At 70.9% G+C, this 23,292-nt stretch carries 21 protein-coding genes; 8 read left to right on the plus strand and 13 right to left on the minus strand.

Annotation, left to right across the window (positions count from 1 at the left end; genetic code table 11):
• Positions 1–14: 14 nt before the first annotated feature.
• Together BM349_RS11345 and BM349_RS11350 are read left to right on the plus strand one after the other, a co-directional pair.
• On the plus strand, positions 15–1,277 hold the full coding sequence (locus BM349_RS11345; protein WP_091706938.1) for an APC family permease: 1,263 nt from the start codon (positions 15–17) through the stop codon (positions 1,275–1,277).
• 15 nt (positions 1,278–1,292) lie between these two features.
• Positions 1,293–3,860: an ATP-dependent DNA ligase gene (locus tag BM349_RS11350; protein WP_091706939.1), complete on the plus strand. Its 2,568-nt coding sequence runs from the start codon at positions 1,293–1,295 to the stop codon at positions 3,858–3,860.
• Between the two features lie 3 nt (positions 3,861–3,863).
• Here BM349_RS11350 and BM349_RS11355 read toward each other — a convergent pair whose 3' ends face one another.
• The 6 genes from BM349_RS11355 to murI all read right to left on the minus strand — a co-directional run bounded on the left by BM349_RS11355 (position 3,864) and on the right by murI (position 8,507).
• A complete protein-coding gene (locus BM349_RS11355; protein ID WP_091706940.1) occupies positions 3,864–4,772 on the minus strand; it encodes a cation diffusion facilitator family transporter in 909 nt (302 codons plus the stop codon).
• 82 nt (positions 4,773–4,854) lie between these two features.
• The gene (locus BM349_RS11360) at positions 4,855–5,541 is read right to left on the minus strand and encodes a DUF4386 family protein (RefSeq protein ID WP_091706941.1); all 687 of its coding nucleotides are present in this window, start codon (positions 5,539–5,541) and stop codon (positions 4,855–4,857) included.
• Positions 5,542–5,546: 5 nt separating this feature from the next.
• Complete coding sequence (locus BM349_RS11365; protein WP_091706942.1) at positions 5,547–6,116, minus strand: hypothetical protein; 570 nt, start codon at positions 6,114–6,116, stop codon at positions 5,547–5,549.
• Positions 6,117–6,224: 108 nt separating this feature from the next.
• Positions 6,225–6,848: an RdgB/HAM1 family non-canonical purine NTP pyrophosphatase gene (rdgB, locus tag BM349_RS11370; protein ID WP_091706943.1), complete on the minus strand. Its 624-nt coding sequence runs from the start codon at positions 6,846–6,848 to the stop codon at positions 6,225–6,227.
• Entirely contained in the window at positions 6,848–7,585 is a 738-nt protein-coding gene (gene rph, locus BM349_RS11375; RefSeq protein ID WP_091706944.1) for a ribonuclease PH, read from the minus strand. The genes rdgB and rph overlap by 1 nt, the downstream gene beginning before the upstream one ends.
• A gap of 97 nt (positions 7,586–7,682) precedes the next feature.
• Positions 7,683–8,507, minus strand: coding sequence for a glutamate racemase (murI, locus tag BM349_RS11380; protein WP_091706945.1), 825 nt, complete (start codon positions 8,505–8,507; stop codon positions 7,683–7,685).
• Between the two features lie 57 nt (positions 8,508–8,564).
• Here murI and BM349_RS11385 point away from each other — a divergent pair, with 57 nt between their 5' ends.
• On the plus strand, positions 8,565–9,896 hold the full coding sequence (locus tag BM349_RS11385) for a nicotinate phosphoribosyltransferase (protein WP_091706946.1): 1,332 nt from the start codon (positions 8,565–8,567) through the stop codon (positions 9,894–9,896).
• A 33-nt stretch (positions 9,897–9,929) separates the two neighbouring features.
• Here BM349_RS11385 and BM349_RS11390 read toward each other — a convergent pair whose 3' ends face one another.
• The 3 genes from BM349_RS11390 to BM349_RS18965 all read right to left on the minus strand — a co-directional run bounded on the left by BM349_RS11390 (position 9,930) and on the right by BM349_RS18965 (position 13,378).
• Positions 9,930–10,196 (minus strand): DUF3039 domain-containing protein, encoded by a 267-nt coding sequence (locus BM349_RS11390; RefSeq protein ID WP_091706947.1) that lies wholly within the window; start codon positions 10,194–10,196, stop codon positions 9,930–9,932.
• Between the two features lie 69 nt (positions 10,197–10,265).
• Positions 10,266–11,837, minus strand: coding sequence for a hypothetical protein (locus BM349_RS11395; RefSeq protein WP_091706948.1), 1,572 nt, complete (start codon positions 11,835–11,837; stop codon positions 10,266–10,268).
• Complete coding sequence (locus BM349_RS18965) at positions 11,813–13,378, minus strand: ABC transporter ATP-binding protein (protein ID WP_254773836.1); 1,566 nt, start codon at positions 13,376–13,378, stop codon at positions 11,813–11,815. Before BM349_RS18965 ends, BM349_RS11395 begins: the two co-directional genes overlap by 25 nt.
• 196 nt (positions 13,379–13,574) lie before the next feature.
• On the opposite strand from BM349_RS18965, the gene BM349_RS11405 reads away from it, so the two are divergent.
• From BM349_RS11405 to BM349_RS11415, 3 genes are all read left to right on the plus strand, one after another.
• Positions 13,575–14,267, plus strand: coding sequence for a phosphocholine cytidylyltransferase family protein (locus BM349_RS11405; protein WP_091706949.1), 693 nt, complete (start codon positions 13,575–13,577; stop codon positions 14,265–14,267).
• A gap of 65 nt (positions 14,268–14,332) precedes the next feature.
• A complete protein-coding gene (locus tag BM349_RS11410; protein WP_091706950.1) occupies positions 14,333–15,307 on the plus strand; it encodes a hypothetical protein in 975 nt (324 codons plus the stop codon).
• Positions 15,308–15,372: 65 nt separating this feature from the next.
• The gene (locus BM349_RS11415; RefSeq protein WP_091706951.1) at positions 15,373–15,612 is read left to right on the plus strand and encodes a hypothetical protein; all 240 of its coding nucleotides are present in this window, start codon (positions 15,373–15,375) and stop codon (positions 15,610–15,612) included.
• A 12-nt stretch (positions 15,613–15,624) separates the two neighbouring features.
• Here BM349_RS11415 and BM349_RS11420 read toward each other — a convergent pair whose 3' ends face one another.
• A complete protein-coding gene (locus tag BM349_RS11420) occupies positions 15,625–16,590 on the minus strand; it encodes a dienelactone hydrolase family protein (RefSeq protein WP_091706952.1) in 966 nt (321 codons plus the stop codon).
• Between the two features lie 118 nt (positions 16,591–16,708).
• On the opposite strand from BM349_RS11420, the gene BM349_RS11425 reads away from it, so the two are divergent.
• Positions 16,709–18,115, plus strand: coding sequence for a maltokinase N-terminal cap-like domain-containing protein (locus BM349_RS11425; protein WP_091706953.1), 1,407 nt, complete (start codon positions 16,709–16,711; stop codon positions 18,113–18,115).
• Positions 18,116–18,118: 3 nt separating this feature from the next.
• Here the strand turns inward: BM349_RS11425 and BM349_RS11430 are convergent, their stop codons facing one another.
• Positions 18,119–19,393 (minus strand): CDP-glycerol glycerophosphotransferase family protein, encoded by a 1,275-nt coding sequence (locus tag BM349_RS11430; protein ID WP_091706954.1) that lies wholly within the window; start codon positions 19,391–19,393, stop codon positions 18,119–18,121.
• Positions 19,394–19,434: 41 nt separating this feature from the next.
• Between BM349_RS11430 and BM349_RS11435 the strand changes: the two genes are divergently transcribed.
• The gene (locus BM349_RS11435) at positions 19,435–20,526 is read left to right on the plus strand and encodes a glycosyltransferase (protein ID WP_254773837.1); all 1,092 of its coding nucleotides are present in this window, start codon (positions 19,435–19,437) and stop codon (positions 20,524–20,526) included.
• A gap of 21 nt (positions 20,527–20,547) precedes the next feature.
• Here BM349_RS11435 and BM349_RS11440 read toward each other — a convergent pair whose 3' ends face one another.
• On the minus strand, positions 20,548–22,002 hold the full coding sequence (locus BM349_RS11440; protein WP_091706955.1) for a CDP-glycerol glycerophosphotransferase family protein: 1,455 nt from the start codon (positions 22,000–22,002) through the stop codon (positions 20,548–20,550).
• Positions 21,999–23,282 carry a CDP-glycerol glycerophosphotransferase family protein gene (locus BM349_RS11445; protein ID WP_091706956.1) on the minus strand — a complete coding sequence of 428 codons (1,284 nt, stop codon included), beginning with the start codon at positions 23,280–23,282 and terminating at the stop codon, positions 21,999–22,001. The genes BM349_RS11440 and BM349_RS11445 overlap by 4 nt, the downstream gene beginning before the upstream one ends.
• Positions 23,283–23,292: the final 10 nt, after the last annotated feature.

The following is a 23,292-nucleotide window of genomic DNA, read 5'->3' on the forward strand; positions in this document are numbered from 1 at the left end:
CGTAGAGTCGGCGTGTGTCGACTCCGCCTGCGCTCGTGCGGCGACTCGGGCTGGGCGACGCGGTCTTCATCGGACTCGGCTCGATGATCGGCGCAGGGGTCTTCTCGGCCTTCGCACCTGCGGCCGCCGTCGCCGGAACGGGGCTGCTGATCGGCCTCGGGATTGCCGCCGTCGTGGCATTCTGCAACGCCACCGCCTCCGCGCAGCTCGCCGCCGCGCACCCGACGTCGGGCGGGACCTACGCATACGGTCGCGCCGAACTCGGCGACTGGTGGGGGTTCGTCGCAGGCTGGAGCTTCGTGATCGGCAAGCTCGCGAGCTGCGCGGCGATGGCCCTCACGTTCGCCGCCTACGCCGCTCCGCCGGGGTGGGAGCGACCGGTCGCGATCCTCGCCGTTGCCGCGCTGGTCACGGTCAACTGCTTCGGCGTCACCCGCACAGCGCAGCTGACCCGCGTGATCGTCGTCATCGTGCTGCTCTCCCTCGCGGTCGTCGTCGCGGCGGGCGCCGCCGCCGGGCCTCTGCCGGACTGGTGGAACGCATCGGACCTCGCGGAGGGCGGCGTGTACGGCATCCTGCAGTCGGGCGGCCTGCTGTTCTTCGCGTTCGCCGGCTATGCCCGCATCGCGACGATGGGCGAGGAGGTGCGCGACCCGCGCCGGACGATTCCCCGGGCGATCGTGGTGGCGCTCGGGATCGCGGTCGCGGTGTACGCGGTCGTCGCGGTGACCGTCCTCGCCGTGCTCGGCCCGGAGGCGACCGCCGCGTCCTCGGCGCCGCTCGCAGACGCGGCCGCCGCCTCCGGGTGGGCCTGGACTCAGCCTGTCGTGCGGATCGGCGCGGCCACGGCATCCCTCGGCGCGCTGCTCGCGCTCATCGCCGGGATCGGGCGCACGACCCTGGCGATGGCCCGCGAGGACGACCTGCCGCGCTTCCTCGCGGCGGTGCACCCGCGATGGCACGTGCCGCACCGGGCAGAGCTGGCGATCGGTGCGATCGTCATCGTCACCGTCGCCTTCGTCGACCTGCGCGGCGCGATCGGGTTCTCGTCGTTCGGCGTGCTGATCTACTACTTCATCGCGAACGCGGCGGCGCACCGCCAGACGGCGAGCGCGCGCCGCTACCCTCGCGCGCTGCAGGTGGTCGGCCTGATCGGGTGCACCGTGCTGGTGGTCACCCTGCCGATCATCGCGATCGTCGTCGGCGTCATCGTCGTGCTGGTGGGCGTGCTGTATCGGGCGGTGCGGCGTCGGCGTCTGCGCGCCCGGCCGCGATGACGGCAGGATGATGTCATGGCGGATGCCGAGGGCAGAGGTCGACCGACAGCCGGGGCCGCGAACGAGCAGCTCGTGAGCGTCGGCGGCCGCCGCCTGCGCATCACGAACCTCGACAAGGTGCTCTATCCGGAGACCGGCACGACCAAGGGCGAGGTGATCGACTACTACACACGCATCGGCCCGACGATGATCCCCCATGTCACCGGCCGCCCGGTGACGCGCAAGCGCTGGCCGAACGGGGTGGGCACGAGCGAGGATCCCGAACAGTCCTTCTTCGCCAAGGACCTCGAGCGCGGTGCGCCCGACTGGGTCCGTCGCCTCCCGATCCCGCACTCGGGCGGTCCGAAGGACTACCCGCTCATCAACGACGTACCGACGCTGGTGTACCTCGCTCAGGTGGCGAGCCTCGAGCTGCACGTGCCGCAGTGGCGCTTCACTCCGGACGGGGGGCGGGGGGATGCCGACCGGCTGGTGCTCGATCTCGACCCCGGTCCCGGAGCGGGGCTCGCGGAATGCGCCGAGGTCGCGCGGTGGGCGCGCGAGATCCTCGGCCACATGGGGCTGGATCCGTTCCCGGTCACGAGCGGCAGTAAGGGCGTCCAGCTCTACTCCGCGCTGCCGCCGGGGCAGAGCAGCGAGGCCGCGTCGGCGATCGCGCACGAGCTGGCCCGGGCGATCGAGGCGGATCACCCCGACATGGTCGTCAGCAGCATGAAGAAGGCGATCCGCGGCGGCCGCGTGCTGATCGACTGGAGCCAGAACAACGGCGCCAAGACCACGATCGCACCGTACTCGCTGCGCGGTCGTGCCCACCCGAACGTCGCTGCGCCGCGCACATGGGACGAGCTGGACGACCCCGCTCTCGCGCAGCTGTCGTTCGAAGAGGTGCTCGAGCGCGTGGAGACGATCGGCGACCCGCTGGCGGAGCTCGGGTTCCACGCCGGCGGCCGCGACGTCGACGAGGGGCCGCTCAGCACCTACATCTCCAAGCGCACCGCGGGCCGGACGCCCGAGCCGGTCCCCTCGAATCCGGCCGCAGAGGCGACGCCGGCGGGAGAGCTGCCGATCTTCGTGATCCAGGAGCATCACGCCACGGCCCTGCACTGGGACTTCCGCCTGGAGCGGGACGGGGTTCTGGTGAGCTGGGCGGTGCCGCGCGGCGTCCCGCCATCGTACAAACGCAACAACCTCGCGATCATGACCGAGGACCACCCGATGGACTACGCGACCTTCGAGGGCACGATCCCGTCGGGCGAGTACGGCGGCGGCAGCGTCACGATCTGGGACGACGGACGCTACGAGCTGGAGAAGTGGCGCGACGACGAGGTGATCGCGACCCTCGAAGGCAGGCCCGGCGGACCGCTCGGGCGCGTGCGGCTCGCGCTCATCCGCACCGAGGGCGAGGGCGAGAAGTCCACCTGGCTGCTGCACCGGATGAAGACCGACATCGACGGCCGGGTCCAGTCCGACGGCGACCCCGTGGAGCCATCGGCGCAGGCGGATGATCGCCGGATGCCGCGGCGCGAGCCGGTGTCCGGTGCACCGGCGGCGCCACGTGTCGCGTCGCAACCGCCGGCGAGCCCGGTACCGCTCGCGTGGCCGCCGCCCGCGGAGGCGCTGCGGCCCATGCTGTCGACCGGATCCACCCCGGAGCGCGCGACGCTCGCTGCGCGACAGTGGGGCGAGCCGGCCTGGGCCGAGGCGAAGTGGGACGGCATCCGCGCCATCGGCGTCTGGGACGGCACCCGCTTCCGGCTCGTCGCCCGCAGCGGCAACGACATCACCGCGAAGTACCCCGAGCTGACGGACGCGGATCTGGGCCTCGGCTCCGAGCCGGCGATCGTGGACGGCGAAGTCGTCGCGATCGACGAGCGCGGGCGGCCGAGCTTCCCTCTGCTGCAGAACAGGATGAACCTGCAGCGACCGGGCGAGATCGCGCGGGAGGTGAAGCGCACGCCGGTGCAGTACTACCTCTTCGACGTCCTGGGCGCCCATGGCCAGGACCTCACCGGGCAGCCCCTCCGCGTTCGGCGGGCGGTCCTCGAAGAGCTGGCGGCGGATGCCGTGGCTCCCGTCGTCGTGCCGCCGGTGTTCGACGACGTGGAGGGCGCGCTGCGGACCAGCCGGCAGCTCGACCTCGAGGGCGTCGTCGTGAAGGATCCGTCATCGACCTACCGGCGGGGCCTTCGCAGCGAGTCCTGGCTCAAGGTGAAGCTCACCCGCACGCAGGAGGTCGTGCTCGCCGGCATCCGCCCGGGCAACGGCGGGCGCGCCCAGACGTTCGGCTCGCTCCTGCTCGGCATCCCCGGACCGGACGGGCTGCAGTATGCCGGGCGGGTCGGCTCGGGCTTCAGCGACTCGACGCTGCTGAGCCTCATGCGCACGCTGGAGCCGCTGCACACCGATCGGAACCCGCTGGTGGGCGTGCCGCCGCTCGACACGCGCGGCGTGCAGTGGCTGCGACCCGAGGTCGTCGGCGAGGTGGAGTTCGGCGAGTTCACGCCCGGCGGCATCCTGCGGCACTCGCGCTGGCGCGGCCTGAGACCCGACAAATCCGCCGCCGATGTCGTCAGGGAGTCATAGCCCCTAGGCGTGCGCGTCGTGCTCGACGTGCCCGGCCGGCTCGAGCTGGAACGTCGAGTGCTCCACATCGAAGTGCTCGCTCAGGCACGACTGCAGCCGCTGCAGGATCGCGGCGGACTGCCCGTCCGCGAGCGCGGCATCGTCGACGACCACGTGCGCGGTGAAGACCGGCGCGCCGCGCGTGAGCTGCCAGACGTGCACGTCGTGGCAGTCCACGACTCCTGGCGTCGAGAGGATGTGATCCCTGATCTCGGTCACGTGCATGCCCTTGGGGGTCGACTCGCTCAGCACCGAGACCACTTCGCGCAGCAGCGAGATCGCCCGCGGGATGATCATGGCCGCGATGAGCAGCGAAGCGATCGCGTCGGCCTGCAGCCATCCGGTCGTGACGATCACGATCGCCGCCACGATCACGGCTGCCGAGCCGATCAGGTCGCCCATGACCTCCAGGTACGCCCCCCGCACGTTGATGCTGGTGCGCTGCGCCGCGCTCAGCAGCCACATCGCCACCGCATTCGCGATCAGGCCGATGATCGCGATGACGAGCATGAGTCCACCCGACACCTCGACGTCGGAGGGGTTGAGCAGCCGCTGGATCCCTTCGATCGCGACCCAGACCGACAGCGCGATCAGGATCACGCCGTTCACGAGGGCGCCGAAGACCTCGGCGCGCTGGAACCCGAACGTGCGGCGATCGTTCGCCGGACGGGCTGCGACGACGCTCGCGATCAGCGCGATCACCAGTGCCGCGGCATCCGTGAACATGTGCGCGGCATCCGCCAGCAGTGCCAGCGAACCCGACAGTGCCGCCCCGACGATCTGCACGACCATCACGACGGAGGTGATCGCGAGCGAGATCGCGAGCAGCCGGCGATTGCCGGTGCCGCGGATGCCGGGCGCGTGGTCGTGCATGTCTTCAGGCTACGACCGGGCACGCGGGCTTGGGGCGCGCCTCGCTAGTCGGGAATGAGAGCCGTTATCGCCTCGATCCGGGTCACAGCAGGAATGCGATGCCGGTCCCGGCCAGCCAGATCGACCATGCGATGTAGGCGATCGGGGTGAGGAAGCCGGCGAGCCTCCAGCCGCGCTCCTCGAAGCGTCCGACGAATTCGAACGAGCAGAGCGCGAGCACCGCGCCGACGACGATGCCGACGACTCCGATCCATCCGGGCACCGCAGTCGACTGGGTGATGGCGACACCGACCAGCACGGTCCACGCGCCGCTGAGCAGGTAGGCGAGGTGCTCCCCGACGGCGACCCCCAGATACCGGTTGAAGGACTGGAACACGATGTCGATCGCATCTCGCTGCGCCGGCGTGGTCTCCGGGTCCGCGTCCGCACGCGCGAGGAACGGCACCAGGAACGGCCAGCGGATGAGTCCCAGGAACTGCACCAGCGCGGCCAGGACGCCGACGACGAGCGCGGTCGACAGCAGGGCGGCATCCGCACCGCTCAGGCTCGCGGAGACGAGCGCCGCGAGCGGCGCGAGCAGCACCGCGGTCATCGCGAACGACCACCAGAGCAGGACGAGCGAGGAGCCGCCCGCGCGGAAGCGCTCGAGGATCTCGGCGGTGGGCCGGCGCAGGATGTCGGGGTAGGCGAAGCGCGCGGCGAGGGCGGCGAAGGCGACGTTGAAGGCGATCGGCAGGGCGATCAGCAGGATGCCGGTGACGATGTGCATGGCGCTCAGACGCTCGCCGCGTCGGTGACCGCGGAATCGGCGGCCGGGTGGTCGGCGACCCGTCGGGTCCGGGGTCCGAGGATGAGGCGGAGGGCGACGCCGGTGATCACCGTGGCGACCAGGGCACCGCTGGCTCCGAACACGATGTGGCCGCGATCGATGTCGACGATGACGAACGACGTGATGATCCAGCCCAGGGTCCAGCTGAGACCCACGAGCGCGGTCCACAGCGCGGCGACCGGGAGCCCGCGGCGCAGGAGCACGCCCTGCACGCCACCGAGCAGCAGGCCCGTGATCGCCCCCGCGGTGATCGCGGCTGCCGGGGTGGTGGGCGCGCCTGCGACGGCGACGGAGAGGGACATGCCCACCGACACCGCCGCCGACGATCCGACCAGCCACAGCCAGTTCACCGCTCGTCCGAGCGCGAGCCATTGGGCTCCCCCGATGACGGCGCCGGTGAGAAGTCCTCCGGCCGCGGCGACCAGCGGACTGCCGACCGAGCCGAACAGGAGCATCGCGGCGAGCCCGCTCAGCGGAAAGGCGAGGAACGTGGGGATCCAGCGGAGGAAGGACATGACGGCTCCTGTAGTGGCTCGAAAGAGTTTGTGTACGATGTACGTTACCTCATAGCGTACAGCGTACGCAAGCCGGTATTGCGAAGCGATCGACCGGGCGTGCCTCGGTCAGATCGCGGCGAGCAGCGGGGCGAGCGCGCGGAACGCGCGGGCGCGATGGGATGCCGCGTTCTTCTCGGCCGCGTCCCACTCCCCCACGGTGCGTTCGGAGTCGGCGGGCTGTCCGTCCGGCACGAAGATCGGGTCGTAGCCGAACCCGCCCCCGCCGGATGCCGCTGCAGCGAGCCGGCCGGGCCAGCGGCCCTCCACGACGTGCTCCTCCCCTTCGGGCAGAACCAGGGCGATCGTCGAGACGAAGGATGCGGTGCGATGCGGGTCGCGGACGTCGGAGAGCTGATCAAGGAGCAGCTGCAGATTGGCCGCGGCATCCTTCGCATGACCCGCCCAGTACGCGGAGAAGACGCCGGGGGCACCGCCGAGCACATCCACGCAGATGCCGGAGTCGTCGGCGAGAGCGGGCAGGCCCGTGTGCGCGGCTGCGGCACGGGCCTTGATGAGGGCGTTCTCGGCGAAGGTCACACCATCCTCGACCGGCTCCGGGCCGTCGTACCCGACGACCTCGAGATCGGGCCGGGTGGCTGCGACGATCGCGCCGAACTCCTCCACCTTGTGCGGGTTGTGGGTCGCCAGCACGATTCGGCGCGGGCGGGCCGCCGGGCCCGTGGCCGCCATCACTCCGCCGCGAGCGCCGCCGCCTGGAGGTCGCGGAGATCCGCGCATCCGGCGACGCCGAGCTCGAGCAGTGCGTCCAGCTCGCGCTTGTCGAAGGGCGCTCCCTCGGCGGTGCCCTGGACCTCGACGAAGAGCCCGCGACCCGTCACGACGATGTTCATGTCGGTCTCGGCGCGCACGTCCTCGACGTAAGCGAGGTCGAGCATCGGCTCGCCGTCGATGATCCCGACCGACACGGCGGCGACGGAGTCGATCAGCGGCGTGGCCTTCTGCCCGATGAACTTCTTGGCGCGGCCCCACTCGATCGCATCGGCGAGGGCGACGTACGCGCCGGTGATGGCCGCGGTGCGCGTGCCGCCGTCTGCCTGCAGCACGTCGCAGTCGATCACGATCGTGTTCTCGCCGAGCGCCTTGGTGTCCACGACCGCGCGCAGCGCGCGCCCCACCAGGCGCGAGATCTCGTGGGTGCGGCCGCCGATCCTGCCCTTGACGCTCTCGCGGTCGTTGCGACTGTTCGTCGCCCGCGGCAGCATCGCATACTCCGCCGTGACCCAGCCCTTGCCCTTGCCGGTGAGCCACCGCGGCACGCCGTTCGTGAACGATGCGGTGCACAGCACCTTGGTCCCGCCGAACGAGATGAGGGCGGAGCCCTCCGCGTGGCTGCTCCAGCCACGCTCGATCGTGATCGGCCGCAGCTGGTCGACAGCGCGGCCGTCTGCACGGATGATGTCGCTCATTCGATCTGTCTCTCTCATTCTGTCGATGTCCCACTTTCGCATCGTGCGCACGGCGTGTCGCCTGCACGATCGGGACACGGATGCCGAGGCGAGCGCCTCAGCGAAGCGTGGGCAGGTCGATCGCCCCGGTCTGCACGAGCTGCACCTCGGTGACCTCGCGGCCCATCAGCCGGTGGGCGAGCCTGAGGAAGTCGTCGGCCGAGGCACCTGTCGCCTCGTAGATGTGGCGGGGTGCGGCACCCGGTCCGGCGAGCAGGTCTCGGCTCACCAGCTGACGGTAGACGTCCTTCGCGGTCTCGGTGTCGCTCGAGACGAGCGACACCTCCGATCCCATGACGTAGCTGATGGCGCCCTCGAGGAACGGATAGTGCGTGCACCCGAGCACGAGCGTGTCGACTCCGGCGTGGCGCAGCGACGCGAGGTACTGCTCGGCGACCGCGAGGACTTCGGGCGAGTCGGTGACGCCTGCCTCGACGAACTCGACGAATCGCGGGCACGCCTCGGCGAAGACCGTGAGCTTCTCGTTCACCTCGAGCATGTCCTGGTACGCGCCCGAGCCGATCGTTCCGGCCGTGCCGATGACGCCGATCCGTCCGTTGCGGGTGGTCGACATCGCGGTGCGGACCGCCGGGCCGATCACTTCGACGACCGGGACGTCGTAGCGCTCGCGCGCATCGCGCAGCATCGCGGCCGATGCGGTGTTGCACGCGATCACGAGCATCTTCACGCCCTGATCGACGAGGGTGTCGAGGATCTCGAGCGAGTACCGGCGCACATCGGCGATGGGCTTCGGGCCGTAGGGCGAGCGCGCGGTGTCGCCGATGTAGAGCAGCGACTCACGCGGCAGCTGAGCGGAGATCGCCCGGGCGACGGTGAGCCCGCCGACCCCGGAGTCGAAGATGCCGATCGGCGCGTCATTCACGATGGACCAGCCTACCTGGGCCCGCTGGGGTCCCGACCGCCTCAGTAGGCTGACCCCATGAGCGCGCGCAGCACCGCCCTGCACACCGACCGCTATGAGCTGACGATGCTGGATGCCGCGCTGCGCGACGGAACCGCGCAGCGCCATTGCGTGTTCGAGCTGTTCGCGCGGCGCCTCGCCGGCGGGCGGCGGTTCGGCGTCGTCGCCGGCACGGGCCGGCTGCTCTCGCTCATCGAGGACTTCCGCTTCGGCGAGGACGAGCTGCGGTTCCTCCGCGACAACCGCGTGGTGGATGCCGACACCCTGGACTTCCTGGCCGGATACCGCTTCACAGGCTGGATCACGGGCTACCGCGAGGGCGAACTGTACTTCCCCGGGTCGCCGATCCTCACGATCGAGGGGTCGTTCGCAGAAGCCGTGGTGCTCGAGACGCTCGCGCTGAGCGTGCTCAATCACGACTCCGCCGTCGCGTCGGCGGCAGCACGCATGAGCATCGCTGCAGGCGACCGGCCGCTCGCCGAGATGGGCTCCCGACGCGCCGGTGAGGAGTCGGCCGTCGCCGCGGCGCGCGCCGCCTACATCACCGGATTCGGCGCGACCAGCAACCTGGAGGCTGGGCGCCGCTGGGGCATCCCCACGATGGGCACGGCCGCGCACGCCTGGACGCTCCTCCACGACACGGAGGAAGAGGCGTTCCGCGCCCAGATCGACGCGCTCGGGACCGATACGACGCTCCTCGTGGACACCTACGACACCCCGCAGGGCGTCGAGACGGCGATCCGCGTCGCCGGCCCCGGGCTCGGCGGTGTGCGCATCGACTCGGGCGACCTGCCGGCCGTCGCAGCGGCCGTCCGCACGCAGCTGGACGAACTCGGCGCGACCTCGACGAGGATCACCGTGACCAGCGACCTCGACGAGTACGCGATCGCCGCACTCGCGGCATCCCCCGTCGACGCGTACGGCGTCGGCACCTCGGTCGTGACCGGCTCAGGTACGCCGACCGCGGGCATGGTCTACAAGCTCGTCGCCCGGCAGGGCACCGACGGCTCCTGGACCGCGGTCGCCAAGGCCTCGACCGACAAGGGTTCCAAGGGCGGTCGCAAGGCGGCGTTCCGCACCCTGGACAACGGCACAGCGACGACCGAGCTCATCGCCGTCTCAGACGGCTTCGAGCAGGTCGACACACCCTCCGAGCATCCCGACTCCCGGCCGCTCCAGGTGCAGCTCGTCGTGCACGGCGAAGCGGATGCCGCGTACGAGGGTCACGCGGGTGTCGAAGCGGCGCGCGCGCATCATTCCCGTGTGCGAGAGGAGCTGCCGGTGCGCGGGCTCGCGCTCAGTCGCTCGGATCCGGCGATCCCCACGGTGTACGTCGACGCCGAGGGCTGACGGCCCGCCGTTCCTGAGGCGCCCCCTACGCGGTCAGCCGACCAGCGACTCGTAGATCTCCTTGCACGTCGGGCACACCGGGAACTTCTCCGGATCGCGCCCAGGCGTCCACTTCTTGCCGCACAGCGCCCTGACGGGCTTGCCCGTGATCGCCGACTCGAGGATCTTCTCCTTCTTCACGTAGTGCGAGAAGCGCTCGTGATCGCCGGGTTCGAGGTTCTCTTCCCGGATGAGCTCTTCGAGCTCACGATCGAGGGTTGCGATGCCACCCTGATCCGGGCTGTCGAGAGGGGTGCTCATGGTCAGTCAGTGTATCGCGGCCTCGCGTCCGGGGGGCAGGATGATGCGCCACGCGCACCGCCGCGAAGCTCAGATCGATTCCGCGAACTCCATGAGCCGGCCGCCGCGGCGCTCGAACACCGCGGAGCCGATCGCGATCCCGATGATCAGGACCGCCAGGCCGATGCCGACGCCGCCCCACAGCGCCATCGTCGCCGCCTCGATGTCTCGGGTCAGCGCGATCCAGGCCCACCACAGCGCGGGCGCGCTGAGTGCGATCGCACCGAGCATCACCATGCCCTGCGCGATCGCTCCGGCCGCGCCGGTGCGCTGGGGCTGCTGGAAGGGACTCTCCCCCGGCCGGGAGACCGCATACGGCGAGACGACCGACGAGATGCTCGACAGGCCGAGGCCCGAGAGGAACAGGGCCGTGCACACGCCCACCATCGCCGGCAGCAGCGCCCACCGCCCGTGCAGCGAGATCGCCACCGGGACGAGCACTGCCAGCAGCGGGATGCCGATCAGCAGCACCGGAACAAGCCGGCCGATCCGGTCGGACACCCCCCGCACGCCACTCGCGATGTGCATCCAGACCGCGGTCGAGTCGTACGCGAGGTCGTTGTGCGGCAGCCACCCCAGGAACAGCGCGACGATCGGAACCGGCACCAGTGCGACGATCTCCGGCGGCACCCCCGCGATCAGCAGCGGCACGGCCGTGAGTGCAGCAGCGAACGGGATGACGATGATGTTGACGAGGTAGCGCCGGTCGCGCAGCCAGTACACAAGACTCCGCGCGGCGACCGCGCCGCCTGGGGTTCCGGGTGCGACCGCGAACCAGCCGAGTCCTCCGCGCTCGCGGACCGAGACGGGACGCTCGGTCGTCGACAGGAGCCGTCGCACGAGGAGCCACCACACCAGGCCGAGGACGATGAGCGTGGCCATCGCGATCAGGAGCGCGGGCATCGCGGATTCTGCGCCGCCCTGCGCAAGTCGGCCGGGGAACGCCCAGGCCGCACCCAGGGGCGTGATCGCAAGGGTCGAGATCGCCTCGGCCAGCTGAGTGGGAACGCGGCCGCCCCACTCGAGCGAGGCGAAGAACACCCCGACGGGCACGACGACGACCAGGATCGCGAGGGCGAACAGTCCGGAGAGCTCGCGGGATCGACGTTCGCGGAGGAACAGCGCGGTCAGCGCCATGCAGACGCGGGCCAGCAGCACGCAGGTGGCGACGCCGAGGAGCACGCCGACTCCGCCGACCAGGCCGGGCACTCCGTGCTCGGCCCAGACGATCGCGGCGCACACCGACACCGCGAGCAGCGCGAACGTGGGAACGCTGATGAACCCGGCGGCTGCCAGCACGGCTGCGAGCCTGCCGGAAGGGAGGCCGAGCACGACGAACCGACGCGGGTCCAGTGGATCGGTCGCGCCGGCGATCAGCGGGGCGAGCGCGAAGCCGAGTGTGACTGCCGCACCGCCCAGCACGATGACGGCCTGCGCGACGTCGGTCGCCGCGTCGCGCAGCGTGAGCAGCGCCCAGCAGGCGACGCCGGTCGCGCCGATGAGCAGGATGATCCCGAGGATCGTGCGACGCACGTGAGCGGCATCTCCGCGGAGCGCGCCCAGCAGAAGGGCGATCCTCAGTCGGAGAACGTGTGCAGCCACTCCAGGCCCTCCACGTCGCTGAGGCCGCCGGCGAGTTCGATGAACCGCTGCTCGAGCGTGAGCTCGCCGCGGACCTCGTCGACTGTCCCTTCGGCGAGCACCTGCCCTGCCACGATGACGGCGACCCTCGAGCACACCCGCTCGACGAGGTCCATGCCGTGGCTGGAGAGGATGACCGTTCCGCCGTGGGCGACGTACGTCTTCAGGATGTCGAGGATGATCGCGCTCGAGACCGGATCCACCGCCTCGAAGGGCTCGTCGAGCACGAGCAGCCTCGGCGAGTGGATCATCGCCCCCGCGAGCATCACCTTCTTGACCATGCCCGCCGAGTAGTCCGAGACCACCCGGCCGAGCGAATCGGAGAGGTCGAAGGCGCGCGCCAGATCGTTCGTGCGGCTCTCCACGACGGCGGAGGGAAGGCCCCGCAGGACGCCGTAGTAGTGCAGCAGCTGACGCCCGGTCAGCCGATCGAACGTGCGAAGCCGGTCGGGAAGGACTCCCATCTGCCGCTTCGCCGCCAGCGGGGCGGACACCGCGTCCACGCCGTTCACCCGGATCGAGCCGCGATCGGGCCGCAGCAGACCCGCGATCATGGACAGCGTCGTGGTCTTGCCGGCGCCGTTCGGGCCGACGAGGCCGTAGAAGATGCCGGTCGGCACGGTCAGGTCGATGCCGTCCACCGCCCGTGTGTCGCCGAACGCCTTCGTGACGCCCTTCACGACGAGTGCGGAACCGCCCAGCGCGACGCTCGGCGCGATGGGAGCGGCGACCAGCACCTCCGGCACCTCGGCCGCCGGCGGTGCCGCGATCTCCGCCGCGTGCTCCAGCGGCACCGGTGCGACCGCCACGGCGACCGCCGGCTCCGCGGCGGCGGGCTCGGCCGGAGCCTCTGGCGCATGATCGATCGCCGGCTCAGGGTCAGGCGCGATCGCGGGCGCGGGTGCGTCGACGACGTCTTCGGGCTCGTCCACGACCGGCAGCGGCGGAACCACGGGCTCATCCACCGGCAGCGGCTGGACCTCGGGCTCATCCACCGGCAGCGGCTGGACCTCGGGCTCGTCCACCGGCATCGGCGTGACCTCGGGCTCGTCGGTTTCGAGTGCTGCCGCCTCGGCATCCGTCGCCGTGGAGGCTTCGGGCTCGTCGGCCGGAAGCGCCGGGGCGAGGTCCGGGGTGTCGGTCTGCTCGACCAGGGTTTCGGTCTCGATCTCAGCCTCGATCTCGTTCGGCGCCTCGGGCTCCACGTGCTCGGTCGCCTCTTCCTCGGCGACCGGCGGAAGCGGCGGCTTGGGCGGGATCACCAGATCCGGCGGCAGCGGGGGCGGCGGACCGGGATCCGCCTGCGGCTTCTTGCGTGGCGCGCGCTTGGGGCGCTTCGGCGCCGGCGGGGATCCGGCATCCTGCTGCGCGGCGACCTCCGCGGGAGTCTTCGGCTTCGGCGGCAGCGCCGTGACCGGGGCGGTCTGCCCGCGCGCGCCGCCGCGAGCGCCATCCGGACCAGTCGGATGGGCGTCTTGTGGCACCGGCAGAGAGGCTGTCACCGATACAACCTACCAAGGGCCCGCGCGAGCCCGGCAATGCGCGACGGCGGTTGTCGACATATCCGTTTTGTCACGAATGTGCAACGGGGGTCATGCATTATGCACCTTCACAGGTGCCATCGCTAGCATGGATTTGGCACGAGGGAGTGTCGCGTCGGTGAACCGACAGTGAAGACACTCATCCCAGGAGCAGATTTTGACCCTTCAGACCGTGATTCTCGCAGCCGGAATGGGCTCGCGGCTTGGCCGCAGCCTGCCGAAACCGCTGACCGAGCTCAGCGACGGACGCAGCATCATGCAGCAGCAGCACGACAACATCCGTGCGGCGTTCGGCACCGATGCCAAGATCATGACCGTGGTCGGGTACAAGGCCGAGACGATCGTCGAGGCGTTCCCGCAGGTCGAGTACGTCTACAACGACCGCTACGACCAGACGAACACGTCCAAGAGCCTGCTGCGCGCGCTCACCAAGAGCGGCAAGGGCGGCGTGCTCTGGATGAACGGTGACGTCGTCTTCGACCCGCTCGTGCTGGGACGCGCCATCGAGCTGATCGAGCGCGACCAGTCGTTCGTGACCGTGAACACGTCCAAGGTGAGCGACGAAGAGGTCAAGTACACCGTCACCGCCGAGGGGTTCATCAAGGAGCTCTCCAAGACGGTCGAGGGCGGGATCGGCGAAGCGGTCGGCATCAACTACATCTCCAGCGGCGACAAGAAGGCATTCATCCGCCAGCTGTCGCGTGTCGATGACCAGGACTACTTCGAGCGCGGCCTCGAGCTCGCGATCGCCGAGGACTCGGTGCGGCTCGAGCCGCTCGACATCTCGGACCTGTACGCCGTCGAGGTCGACTTCGCCGAGGATCTCGAGCGCGCGAACCTCTTCGTCTGAGATGACGCGCCGGGTGTTGTCAAGCCCAGCGTTCGCTCAGTAGCGCGCGCATAGGATCGGCCGTGATGGCCGACAAGGTGCACCGCATCCACTCCCTCCCCGATGACGCTCCGTGGACGGGAGGGCTTCCGCCTGCCGGCTCCGACGAGCATCCCGCCATCATCCGGATGCTCGACCGGGTGCTCGCGATCCAGCGGCCGGTCGTCGTGGCGCATCTGCGCAGCATCCGCCTGAGACACCCGAACGCGACCACCGCCGAGATCGTGCGCATCCTCGAGCGGCGCTACCTCGCCGCCGTGACCACCGGTGGCGCGGCGGTCGGCGCGACGGCCGTGGTGCCCGGAATCACCACCGGAGTGACGCTGGTCCTCAGCGGCGTCGAGACGGTGGGCTTCCTCGAGGCGACGACGCTGTTCGCACAGTCGGTGGCCGAGGTGCACGGCATCCCGGTCTCCGATCCCGAGCGCGCACGCGCGCTCGTCCTCACGCTCATGCTCGGCAAGGAGGGCGTCGACCTCGTCGCCCAGCTTGCCGGTCAGGCCGTCGGCCGAGGACCGACACGCGACCGCTACTGGGGCGAGCTCGTCACCAAGACCATTCCGCGGGCCGCGCTCGGTCCCATCGTCGACCGCCTCAAGACGATGTTCGTACGCTCATTCGCCGCGCGCGGCGGCGCCTCCTTCCTGGGGAAGGCGCTGCCGTTCGGAATCGGGGCCGCGATCGGCGGCGCAGGCAACAACATCCTCGGTCGCCGGGTGCTGACCGGCTCGCGGCGCGCATTCGGACTGCCGCCGCTCGACCTTCCTGCGGACCTCGAGCCTCGTCCCGACACGCTGCGGCTCGAACACGCGGCCACGCGCGGCATCAGACGGGCCGGCGGCGCGATCGCCGGAGGCATCACGCGCAGCGTGTCCGCCGTCGGATCCGCCGGACGCCGGGTGGGCGGTGCGGTCACGCCCCGCAAGCGCAAGGCGATCGAAGCGGCGGATGCTGCGGCATCGGTCGACGACCCGCTCGAGACCGGTCTCAGCGACGACTGAGCAGCGACGTCGGGCTCCCGCCACCGCCGGGTGCATCCGAGGCCGAACGGGCGCAGACTGGATGCATGGGTCAGTTCACCACACGTCCGGAGGAGCCTGCCGAGTGGGCCGGTCTCCCGTCCGAGCCGATCGAGTCCCGCCCGGAGGCCGAATCGCTCGGTGCGCCGATCGAGTCGGCCGATTCCCTGGCCTTCCTCGGCACGGCGATCGAATCGGTCGTCATCCCGGTGGCCCCGGTGGTCGAGATCGCGCAGAGCGCGACCGAGTCGGCCGAAGGCGACGGCACGCCGCCCGCGCAGGAGTGAGCGCCGAGCCGATCAGCCCTCGGGCCGACGAGGGATCAGTCGCACGATCTCCGGATCGCCGCCGGTCACCTCGCGGGTGATCGCCTCGGCGCGTTCGAGACCCTTCCGTGTCAGTCCGCGCTCGACATGCAGCACCACCCGCGCGGGGTCCCCTGTCACCTCGGCGCGGAAGCCCGGACCGAGCTGGGACTCGAGGAGGTCCTCCCCCGCCGCATTGCGTCGCTGCGGCAGCCGGGTGGGCTCATCGTTGAGCGTCCGATCGAGGAAGTCGAGGACCTGGTCGACCCCGTATTCGCGGCGGTCGCCGGTGAGCACCGAATGACCCCTGCCTTCGAACTCGACGGCGAGGAACCGGTCGCCGAGCTCGCGGCGAAGCGTGTCGAACCGCGTGGACGTCGCAGGGTCGGTGCGGTATCGCAGACCGAGCACTTCGCATGTTCCGGCTCGCACCACCGCGAGATCGTGCGGAGACAGGCCGAGATCGGCGCCGCGCGCCGCTGCTGCGCGCGGCAGTCCGATCGCCGCCGGCAGCGAGGGCTCCGCGATCACCGGCGCGATCACGGGCGCGTCCGCCATGGTCGCCAGGGCGAATCCGCCCGTGAAGCACATGCCGATGACGCCCACGCCGTCACCGCCGACATCGTCGTGCAGCTGCGAGGCCAACGCCCGAAGCCAGACCGCGACGGGGCTCGTCCTGCCCCTCGCGAAGATCGAGAATTCGCGGCGCACGCAGAACTGCCGAACGTCACCGGCGATGTTCGAGAACGTCAGCCCGCCGCCCGGCGTGCCGAACAGGCGCGGCAGCAGCACGGTGAAGCCCTGATCCACCACCTCCTGCGCGAACCTCACGAGGTTCTCCTCGATGCCGGGGAACTCGTGGATGATGATCACCCCGCGCCCCGAACCCTTGCGGTACACCTCCCGCGTCTCCTCGCCGAACGTGACATCCGTGCGCGCCCAGCCCTCCAGAGCATCCATGCGCTCATCGTCGCAGATGCACGGCGGACGGGCTCAGCGCCCACCCCGCGCGCAGCGGTGCAAGCGCTTCCAGCCGACGGGTCGACACTTCTCGGCGCCGGGGCATAATCTCGGGGGTATGGACAGCACGCTGGCGTGCCTCGCGGCATGGATGCCGAGGCAGCGGTGGTACGCCGCGAAGGGGCGGCTGCCGAGCCTGCGGCTGATCGCGTGGTGGGAGCCGCCGGCATCCACCTCGGAGGGCGCCGGCGAGATCGTCGGGGGCGGCGACGCGCGCGTGCGGACGTACCTGGTCGCCGACGAGGGCGCTCTTCCCGCCGTGCTGTACCAGATCCCCGTCGTGGCGCGCGCGACGGCGAGCGTCGATGCCTCTCCCGACCACATCATCGGAAGCCCGGAGCCCGGCACGACCTTCATCGACGGGCCGTTCGACCCGGCATACGCGGACGCACTGCTCGCACTCGTCACCGTCGGCGGCCAGGGCAGAGGACCGCGCGCGGTCGCCACCGGACATCCGACGCGCATCGTGCCGTCGGACCTGAGCCGCTCCGCCACGGTGCTCGCGGGCGAGCAGTCCAACACGTCGCTGATCTACCGCTCGGACGACGGGGCGATGCCGATCATCTGCAAGGTGTTCCGCCAGATCCACCCCGGCCTGAATCCGGACATCGAACTGCAGACGGCGCTGGCGGACGCCGGCTCGACGCATGTTCCGCAGGCGATCGGCTCGATCGAGGGCGCATGGCCGGACCCCGCCACCGCGGGCGGAACCGTGACGGGCTCGCTGGCCTTCGCGCAGGAGTTCCTCCCGGGTGTCGAGGACGCGTGGCGGGTCGCGCTGCACGCGGCCGCCCGGGGTGAGGACTTCCGCGATCGGGCGCACGCGCTCGGGGCCGCCACTGCAGACGTGCATCTGTCGCTGGCGGGACTGTTCCCGACGCAGGCGACCGAGCCCGTCGACCGGGAGTCCACGGCTGCGACGTGGCGGAGGCGACTCGCGATCGCGATCGCCGAGGTCCCGGCGATCGCCGACCGGCGCGAGGCGATCGAGGCCGTGTACGCCCGTGCGACCTCGGTGCCGTGGCCGCCCCTGCAGCGCATCCACGGCGACTACCACCTCGGACAGGTGCTCCAGGTGCCCGGCCGCGGCTGGGTGCTGCTGGATTTCGAGGGAGAACCGCTTCGGCCGATGTCCGAGCGCGTGCTGTCGGACCTCCCGCTGCGGGACGTCGCGGGCATGCTCCGATCCTTCGACTACGTCGCCGGATCGATCGGCCTGGACCACCCCGACCGCTCCCCCGACGCCGTGCGCGAGTGGGCGCTGAACGCGCGCCGCTCGTTCGTCGAGGGGTACGCGAGCGTCTCGGGCGCGGAGCTGGACGTGGAGAACGCGCTCCTGGCCGCCCTGGAACTGGACAAGGCGGTCTATGAAGCGATCTACGAGTCGCGGAACAGACCGACCTGGGTCACGATCCCGCTGCGCGCGATCGCACGGCTCGTCGGCAGGGCCGCGGCCGCCGCCTGACCCTCAGTCGTCCAGCTCGGCCTCTTCGCGCTCGGTGTCCTCTTCCTCGTCATCGAGCAGCGGACCGTGCCATTCGTCCCATGAGTCCATCAGCCCCGCGACGGCCGCGTGGAAACGCGCGGTGGCCGCACCCGGCGCGGTGTCGCCGAAGTAGCGGGTGACCCACTCCTCCAGGCGGGCAACGGCGTCGGCATCCCCGAGCACCCGATCGGTCTCTGCGACGATCGCCCCCGCATCCGCCGCATCGAGCCATTCGCACGCCGAGAGGTACCCGTGCGTGTCGATCGCGGCTTCAGGGTCTGCCGGGCGCGTGACCATCAGAGGCCGGTCGGCGGCCAGCCGGTCGTACACCATGGCCGAGATGTCCACGATCGCCACGTCGGCGGCGGCGAGCTGCCAGCCGAGCTCCGGGCCGTCGTCGAAGACGTGGTGGGATGCCGCGTCCGCGGCGTTCGCGGCGGCGAGCGCTGCGATGATCCGCCGATTCGCGGCGCCGTACTCCGCATTCACGACACCCGAGCGCGGATGCGGCCGGTAGATCACCCGGTGGCGGCCGGTCGCCAGCAGCGCCCTCACCAGCGTCTCGCCGTGCGACAGGATCGAGCCGTAGTGCGCGGAGGGGCGATCGCCCTCCCATGTCGGCGCGTACAGCACGACGATCCGGTCATCGGGCGTGTAGGGCAGCACTCCGGAGTAGTGATCCGCCTGCGGTCGCCCGATCTGGATCGTGCGATGGTCGAGGTCGTAGTCCCAGAGCACCCTGCCGAGCCGTTCGCGAGCCGCCTCGCCCGCGATGAACGCGTAGTCGTACGCCTTGTACTGGTTGGTCGTCATGTACATCTTGTCGGACTCGCCGTGGTTGATGAACACGTGCCAGCGGCGGCCGTACCGGAACATCTGGAAGTTCCGCGTGTTCTGATTCACGTACAGCACGATGCGGATGTCCTGGGTGGCGATGAACCGCTCCAGATCGCGCACCGTCGGAACGAAGGCGACCGGCGGCGCGTCCTCGGCCAGCAGCGCACGGGTACCGGTCGCCGCACGACTCAGGACCACCACAGGCCAGGTCTTCGCGAGCTCGGCGAGCGGCTTGTACCACTGGCGGATCTGGTACATGTTCACCGCGCCGTCGGCGAAGTACACCGCCACGCGGTAGTGGTGCAGCGGGTGCTCGGGCCGCTCCGAGAGGGTTCGCCGCACCTCGCCGACCGCGGAGCGATTGACGACCGCTTTGCGCAGCAGCGCCGCGGCTTTCTTCGCATCCGAGACGAGACCCACGCCTTCAGGATACCGACGGGCCTGCGTGACATGATCGACGGGTGCATGTCGACCAGCCCGGACGCGAAGATGCGCCGGTCGTCGCCGCAGGCGCCGGGGTGACGTTCGTGATGCCGGTGCTCAACGAGCGCGCGTACCTCCGGCGCGCCGTTGAGACGGTGCTCGCGCAGGACGTCGAGGGACCGACCGAGCTCGTCCTGGCGCTCGCTCCGTCGACGGACGGGACGACCGAACTCGCGCGCGAACTCGCCGCCGACGACCGCATCGTGCTCGTCGACAACCCCGAGGCCGACATCCCGATCGGGCTGAACCGGGCGATCCGCGCCGGTCGCTACCCGACCATCGTGCGCGTCGATGCGCACTCCGAACTCGAGCCGGGCTACACCACACGGGCCCTGGAGACCCTCAACCGCGTGGGTGCCGCGAACGTGGGCGGCGTGATGAAGGCCGACGGTCGAACGCCGTTCCAGCGCGCGGTGGCCCGGGCGTACAACTCCCCCATCGGCCTCGGCGGGGGCGCCTATCACGGCGGCGCGCATGAGGGCGAGGCCGAGTCGGCGTACCTGGGGGTGATGCGCCGATCGGTCCTGGAGGAGGTCGGCCTCTTCGACGAGAGCATCCGTCGCGGCGAGGACTGGGAGCTGAACCTGCGGATCCGAAGGGCGGGCTACCGAGTGTGGTTCGACCCGTCCCTCGCCGTGACGTATTGGCCGCGCGAGAGCTGGACGAGGCTCGTCCGGCAGTTCTCCGCCACCGGACGCTGGCGCGGGGAGCTCGTCCGCCGATACGGGCGCGGAAACTCCGTCAGGTTCTTCGCACCGCCGGCGCTCGTCCTCGCGCTGGTGCTCAGCCTGCTCGTCGGCATCCTCCAGGCGACCGGCGTCGTGACGAGCTGGTGGGCGGTCGCGGCATCCGTCGTGTATCTCCCCGTCATCGCCTACGCGGTCCTGATCATCGTCGTCGCGATCGGCTCGGGCGGAGGCACCGGCTGGCGCGACAAGCTCTGGACGCTGGCGGTCCTGCCCACGATGCACCTGTCGTGGGGCGCGGGGTTCATCATCGGGGTGGTCCGGGGTGCGCACGACACGGTCGACACGTCCCGGCTGGGGAATCGGAACACTCCGCTCCCCTGACGGTCGCGTTCTCGGCGCGGTCTACTCCGCTGCGGTCACGAATCCCTGATCGAGGATGCGCGCGACCACCCTCTCGGCGGCATGGCCGTCGTCGCGCGCGTTGAACTTCTCCCGCCACAGCGCGTACTTCTCGGCGTGGTCGGAGGGATCGCCGTCGCGGAGCGCGGTGACCAGCTCCGCCTCGGTGCGCACCACCGGCCCGGGCGCATGGGCGGCCAGGTCGAAGTAGAAGCCGCGCAGCTCGCCACGGTAGTGCTCGATGTCGGGCACCAGGAAGTACATCGGCTTGCCCGTCACGCTGAAATCGAACATGACCGATGAGTAGTCGGTGATCAGCGCGTCGGCCACCAGCAGCAGCCGCGACGTGTCGGGGAACCCGGTGACGTCGACCACGCGCGGGCCCTCGGCATCCCGCCCGGGAAGGAGGGTGCGGGAGTGGCCGCGGACGAGGACGACGGCATCGGTCGCCTCGGCGAGCGCGGCCGGGTCGACGAAGTCGACCATCTCAGTGCGGTCGTCGCGCCAGGTCGGCGCGTACAGCAGGACGCGCTCATCGGGACGGATGCCGAGGGCAAGCCGGGTCGCACCGTCATCGCCGCTCGTCAGGATGTCGTTGCGGGGATAGCCCTCGACCCAGATCGGGCGGGAGAGGAACGCGTACGCCTTGCCGAGGATCCGCGCCGCATACGGGTTCTGCGCCAGCAGCACGTTCCAGCGACGCGACTCCTTGATGACGGCTGCCATCCGCCGCGGGTCGAAGCCCGGCCGGTGCAGTGCGAGACGCTTGAGCGGCGTGCCGTGCCAGGTCTGCAGGACCACCTGCCCCGGCCGCCGTGAGAACGTGCGACGCAGCCAGTCGTTGACCACGAGCAGCCGCGCCGAGCCGCGGGCGCGCCACCACTCCGGGCTGCCGTCGACGACGGGCACCGCGCCTCCGGGCACCTGCACGGAGAGGTCGACGACGCTCCAGTACCGCGTCACGCCCGGCGCCCGACGCGCGAGCTCCCGATCGATCGCCAACGGGTTGCAGCTGGCGTTGCGGCCGTAGAAGCTCTCGAAGAACACCGCGTTCTCCAGGGCCGCGGGGCGCGTCGCATAGCGCCGGTCGAGGGCGGCCTGCCCCTCACCGGAGTCGTACGCGGGGTCGATCGGGGGGCCGATCGTCAGCGTCGATCCGTCGAGGGAGGCGCGCAGGGTTCCGAGCTGGGCGAGGGGCACGGATGCCGGCGGCTCCGCCTCGGTGCCCTCGGACGGCACGATCCGCAGCTCGTACGCTCCCACCGGAAGGGGGAGTTCGGCACCGCCCCAGCGGGACGCCTGCAGCGGAAGGGTCGCCTTCCAGGTCCTGCTCCGCCCAGACGTGGTCCCGGTCACCCGCGCGCGCGAACCGACGAGTTCGACCGAGATCGGCCGAGCCCCGGTGCCCGCGACGATCAGCGCGGCACCCCCGTCGGTGGTGAAGCGGGCCTCGGTCATCGGGATACCTCCGTGGTGGTCGCCGTCGCGGCGTCGTGCCGAGCAGCGTCGAGCCCCGCCAGGATCGCACGGTACACCCTGTCGGTGTTGCCGCCGTCGCGGAACGCGTGCACGTGCTCGCTCACGCGCACGGATCTCTCGATGCGGCGCGCGCGATCGGTCGCATCGCCCAGCAGCGCATCCAGCTGCGCTGCGGCCTGGGTCCAGTCGGTGGCCCACTCCTCGCCGGCGACGTCGCGATACGAGCCGTAGAAGCCGCGTCTGCGCGCGTAGGCCTCCACGTCGGGAGCCAGGAAGATGACCGGCAGCGGGACGAGGGCGGCATCGAATGCGAGCGATGAGTAGTCCGTCACGAGCGCGTCCAGTCCCGGAAGCAGCGGCGTCACGTCCGGCACGAGCTCGCTGCCGAGCCCGAGCACCCGCTCGGTCGCGAACGGGGGGGCGTAGTCGCCCGCGCCGAGCGGGTGCGACCGCACCAGGAGCACCGCGCGGTGGCGGGTGAGGACCTCGACGATGCGCTTCCACTCGTCGGCGGACGGCACGGCCGGATCGGCTGCTCCGTCGCGCCAGGTGGGCGCATAGAGCACCAGGCGGGCCGACGCCTCGAGCTGACCGGCTGCGCTGTCGATCGCCGCACGCGCCTCGGACCGTCGCGTCCCCGGTGTGCCCTGCGAGAGGACATCCACCCTCGGCTCGCCGGTGACCGGAACGCGTGGGTCGGGCAGTCCGAACGCCGACTCCAGCCGCCCGCGGACCAGATGCGAGGCGGCCGGCAGGACGTGGATCCGGCGGGTGGCGCCCCGGTACATGCGGGCGATCAGGCCGCGCAGGAGGCGGGAGCCCGGGAGGATGCCGCTGCGGACGGTCTCCGGCGAATCAAGGCCGATGCGCTTGAGCGGGATCCCGTGCCAGAGCTGCACGACGAACGCATCCGAGACCGCGAACCGGTTGACGTCGCCGAACCCGTGCGTGACGACGACGACGCCTGCTCGGGCGGTGAGCCAGAACCCGCGCAGTGAACGCTTGTACGCGGTCGGGATGCCGCGGGTCGCGGCATCCCGTGCCTCCCGCGGGCTGCCGACCAGCCAGATCGCGGGGTGGCCGTGGGCGGCGACGACGTCCCAGAGGGCGAGCGCGCCGTCGCCGATCCCGACGCCGCAGCCGAACACCCAGTCCGCGCGACGACGCGGGATGAGGAGGGTGGCGAGGCGGCCGAGTGCATAGAGCGGGATGCTCGCGATCTGCCGAGCGTTTCCCGCGCCGAACGAGAAAGACGCCACCCCGCGACTC

The sequence above is a fragment of the Microbacterium sp. cf046 genome (assembly GCF_900114345.1).
Taxonomy (GTDB): Bacteria; Actinomycetota; Actinomycetes; order Actinomycetales; family Microbacteriaceae; genus Microbacterium.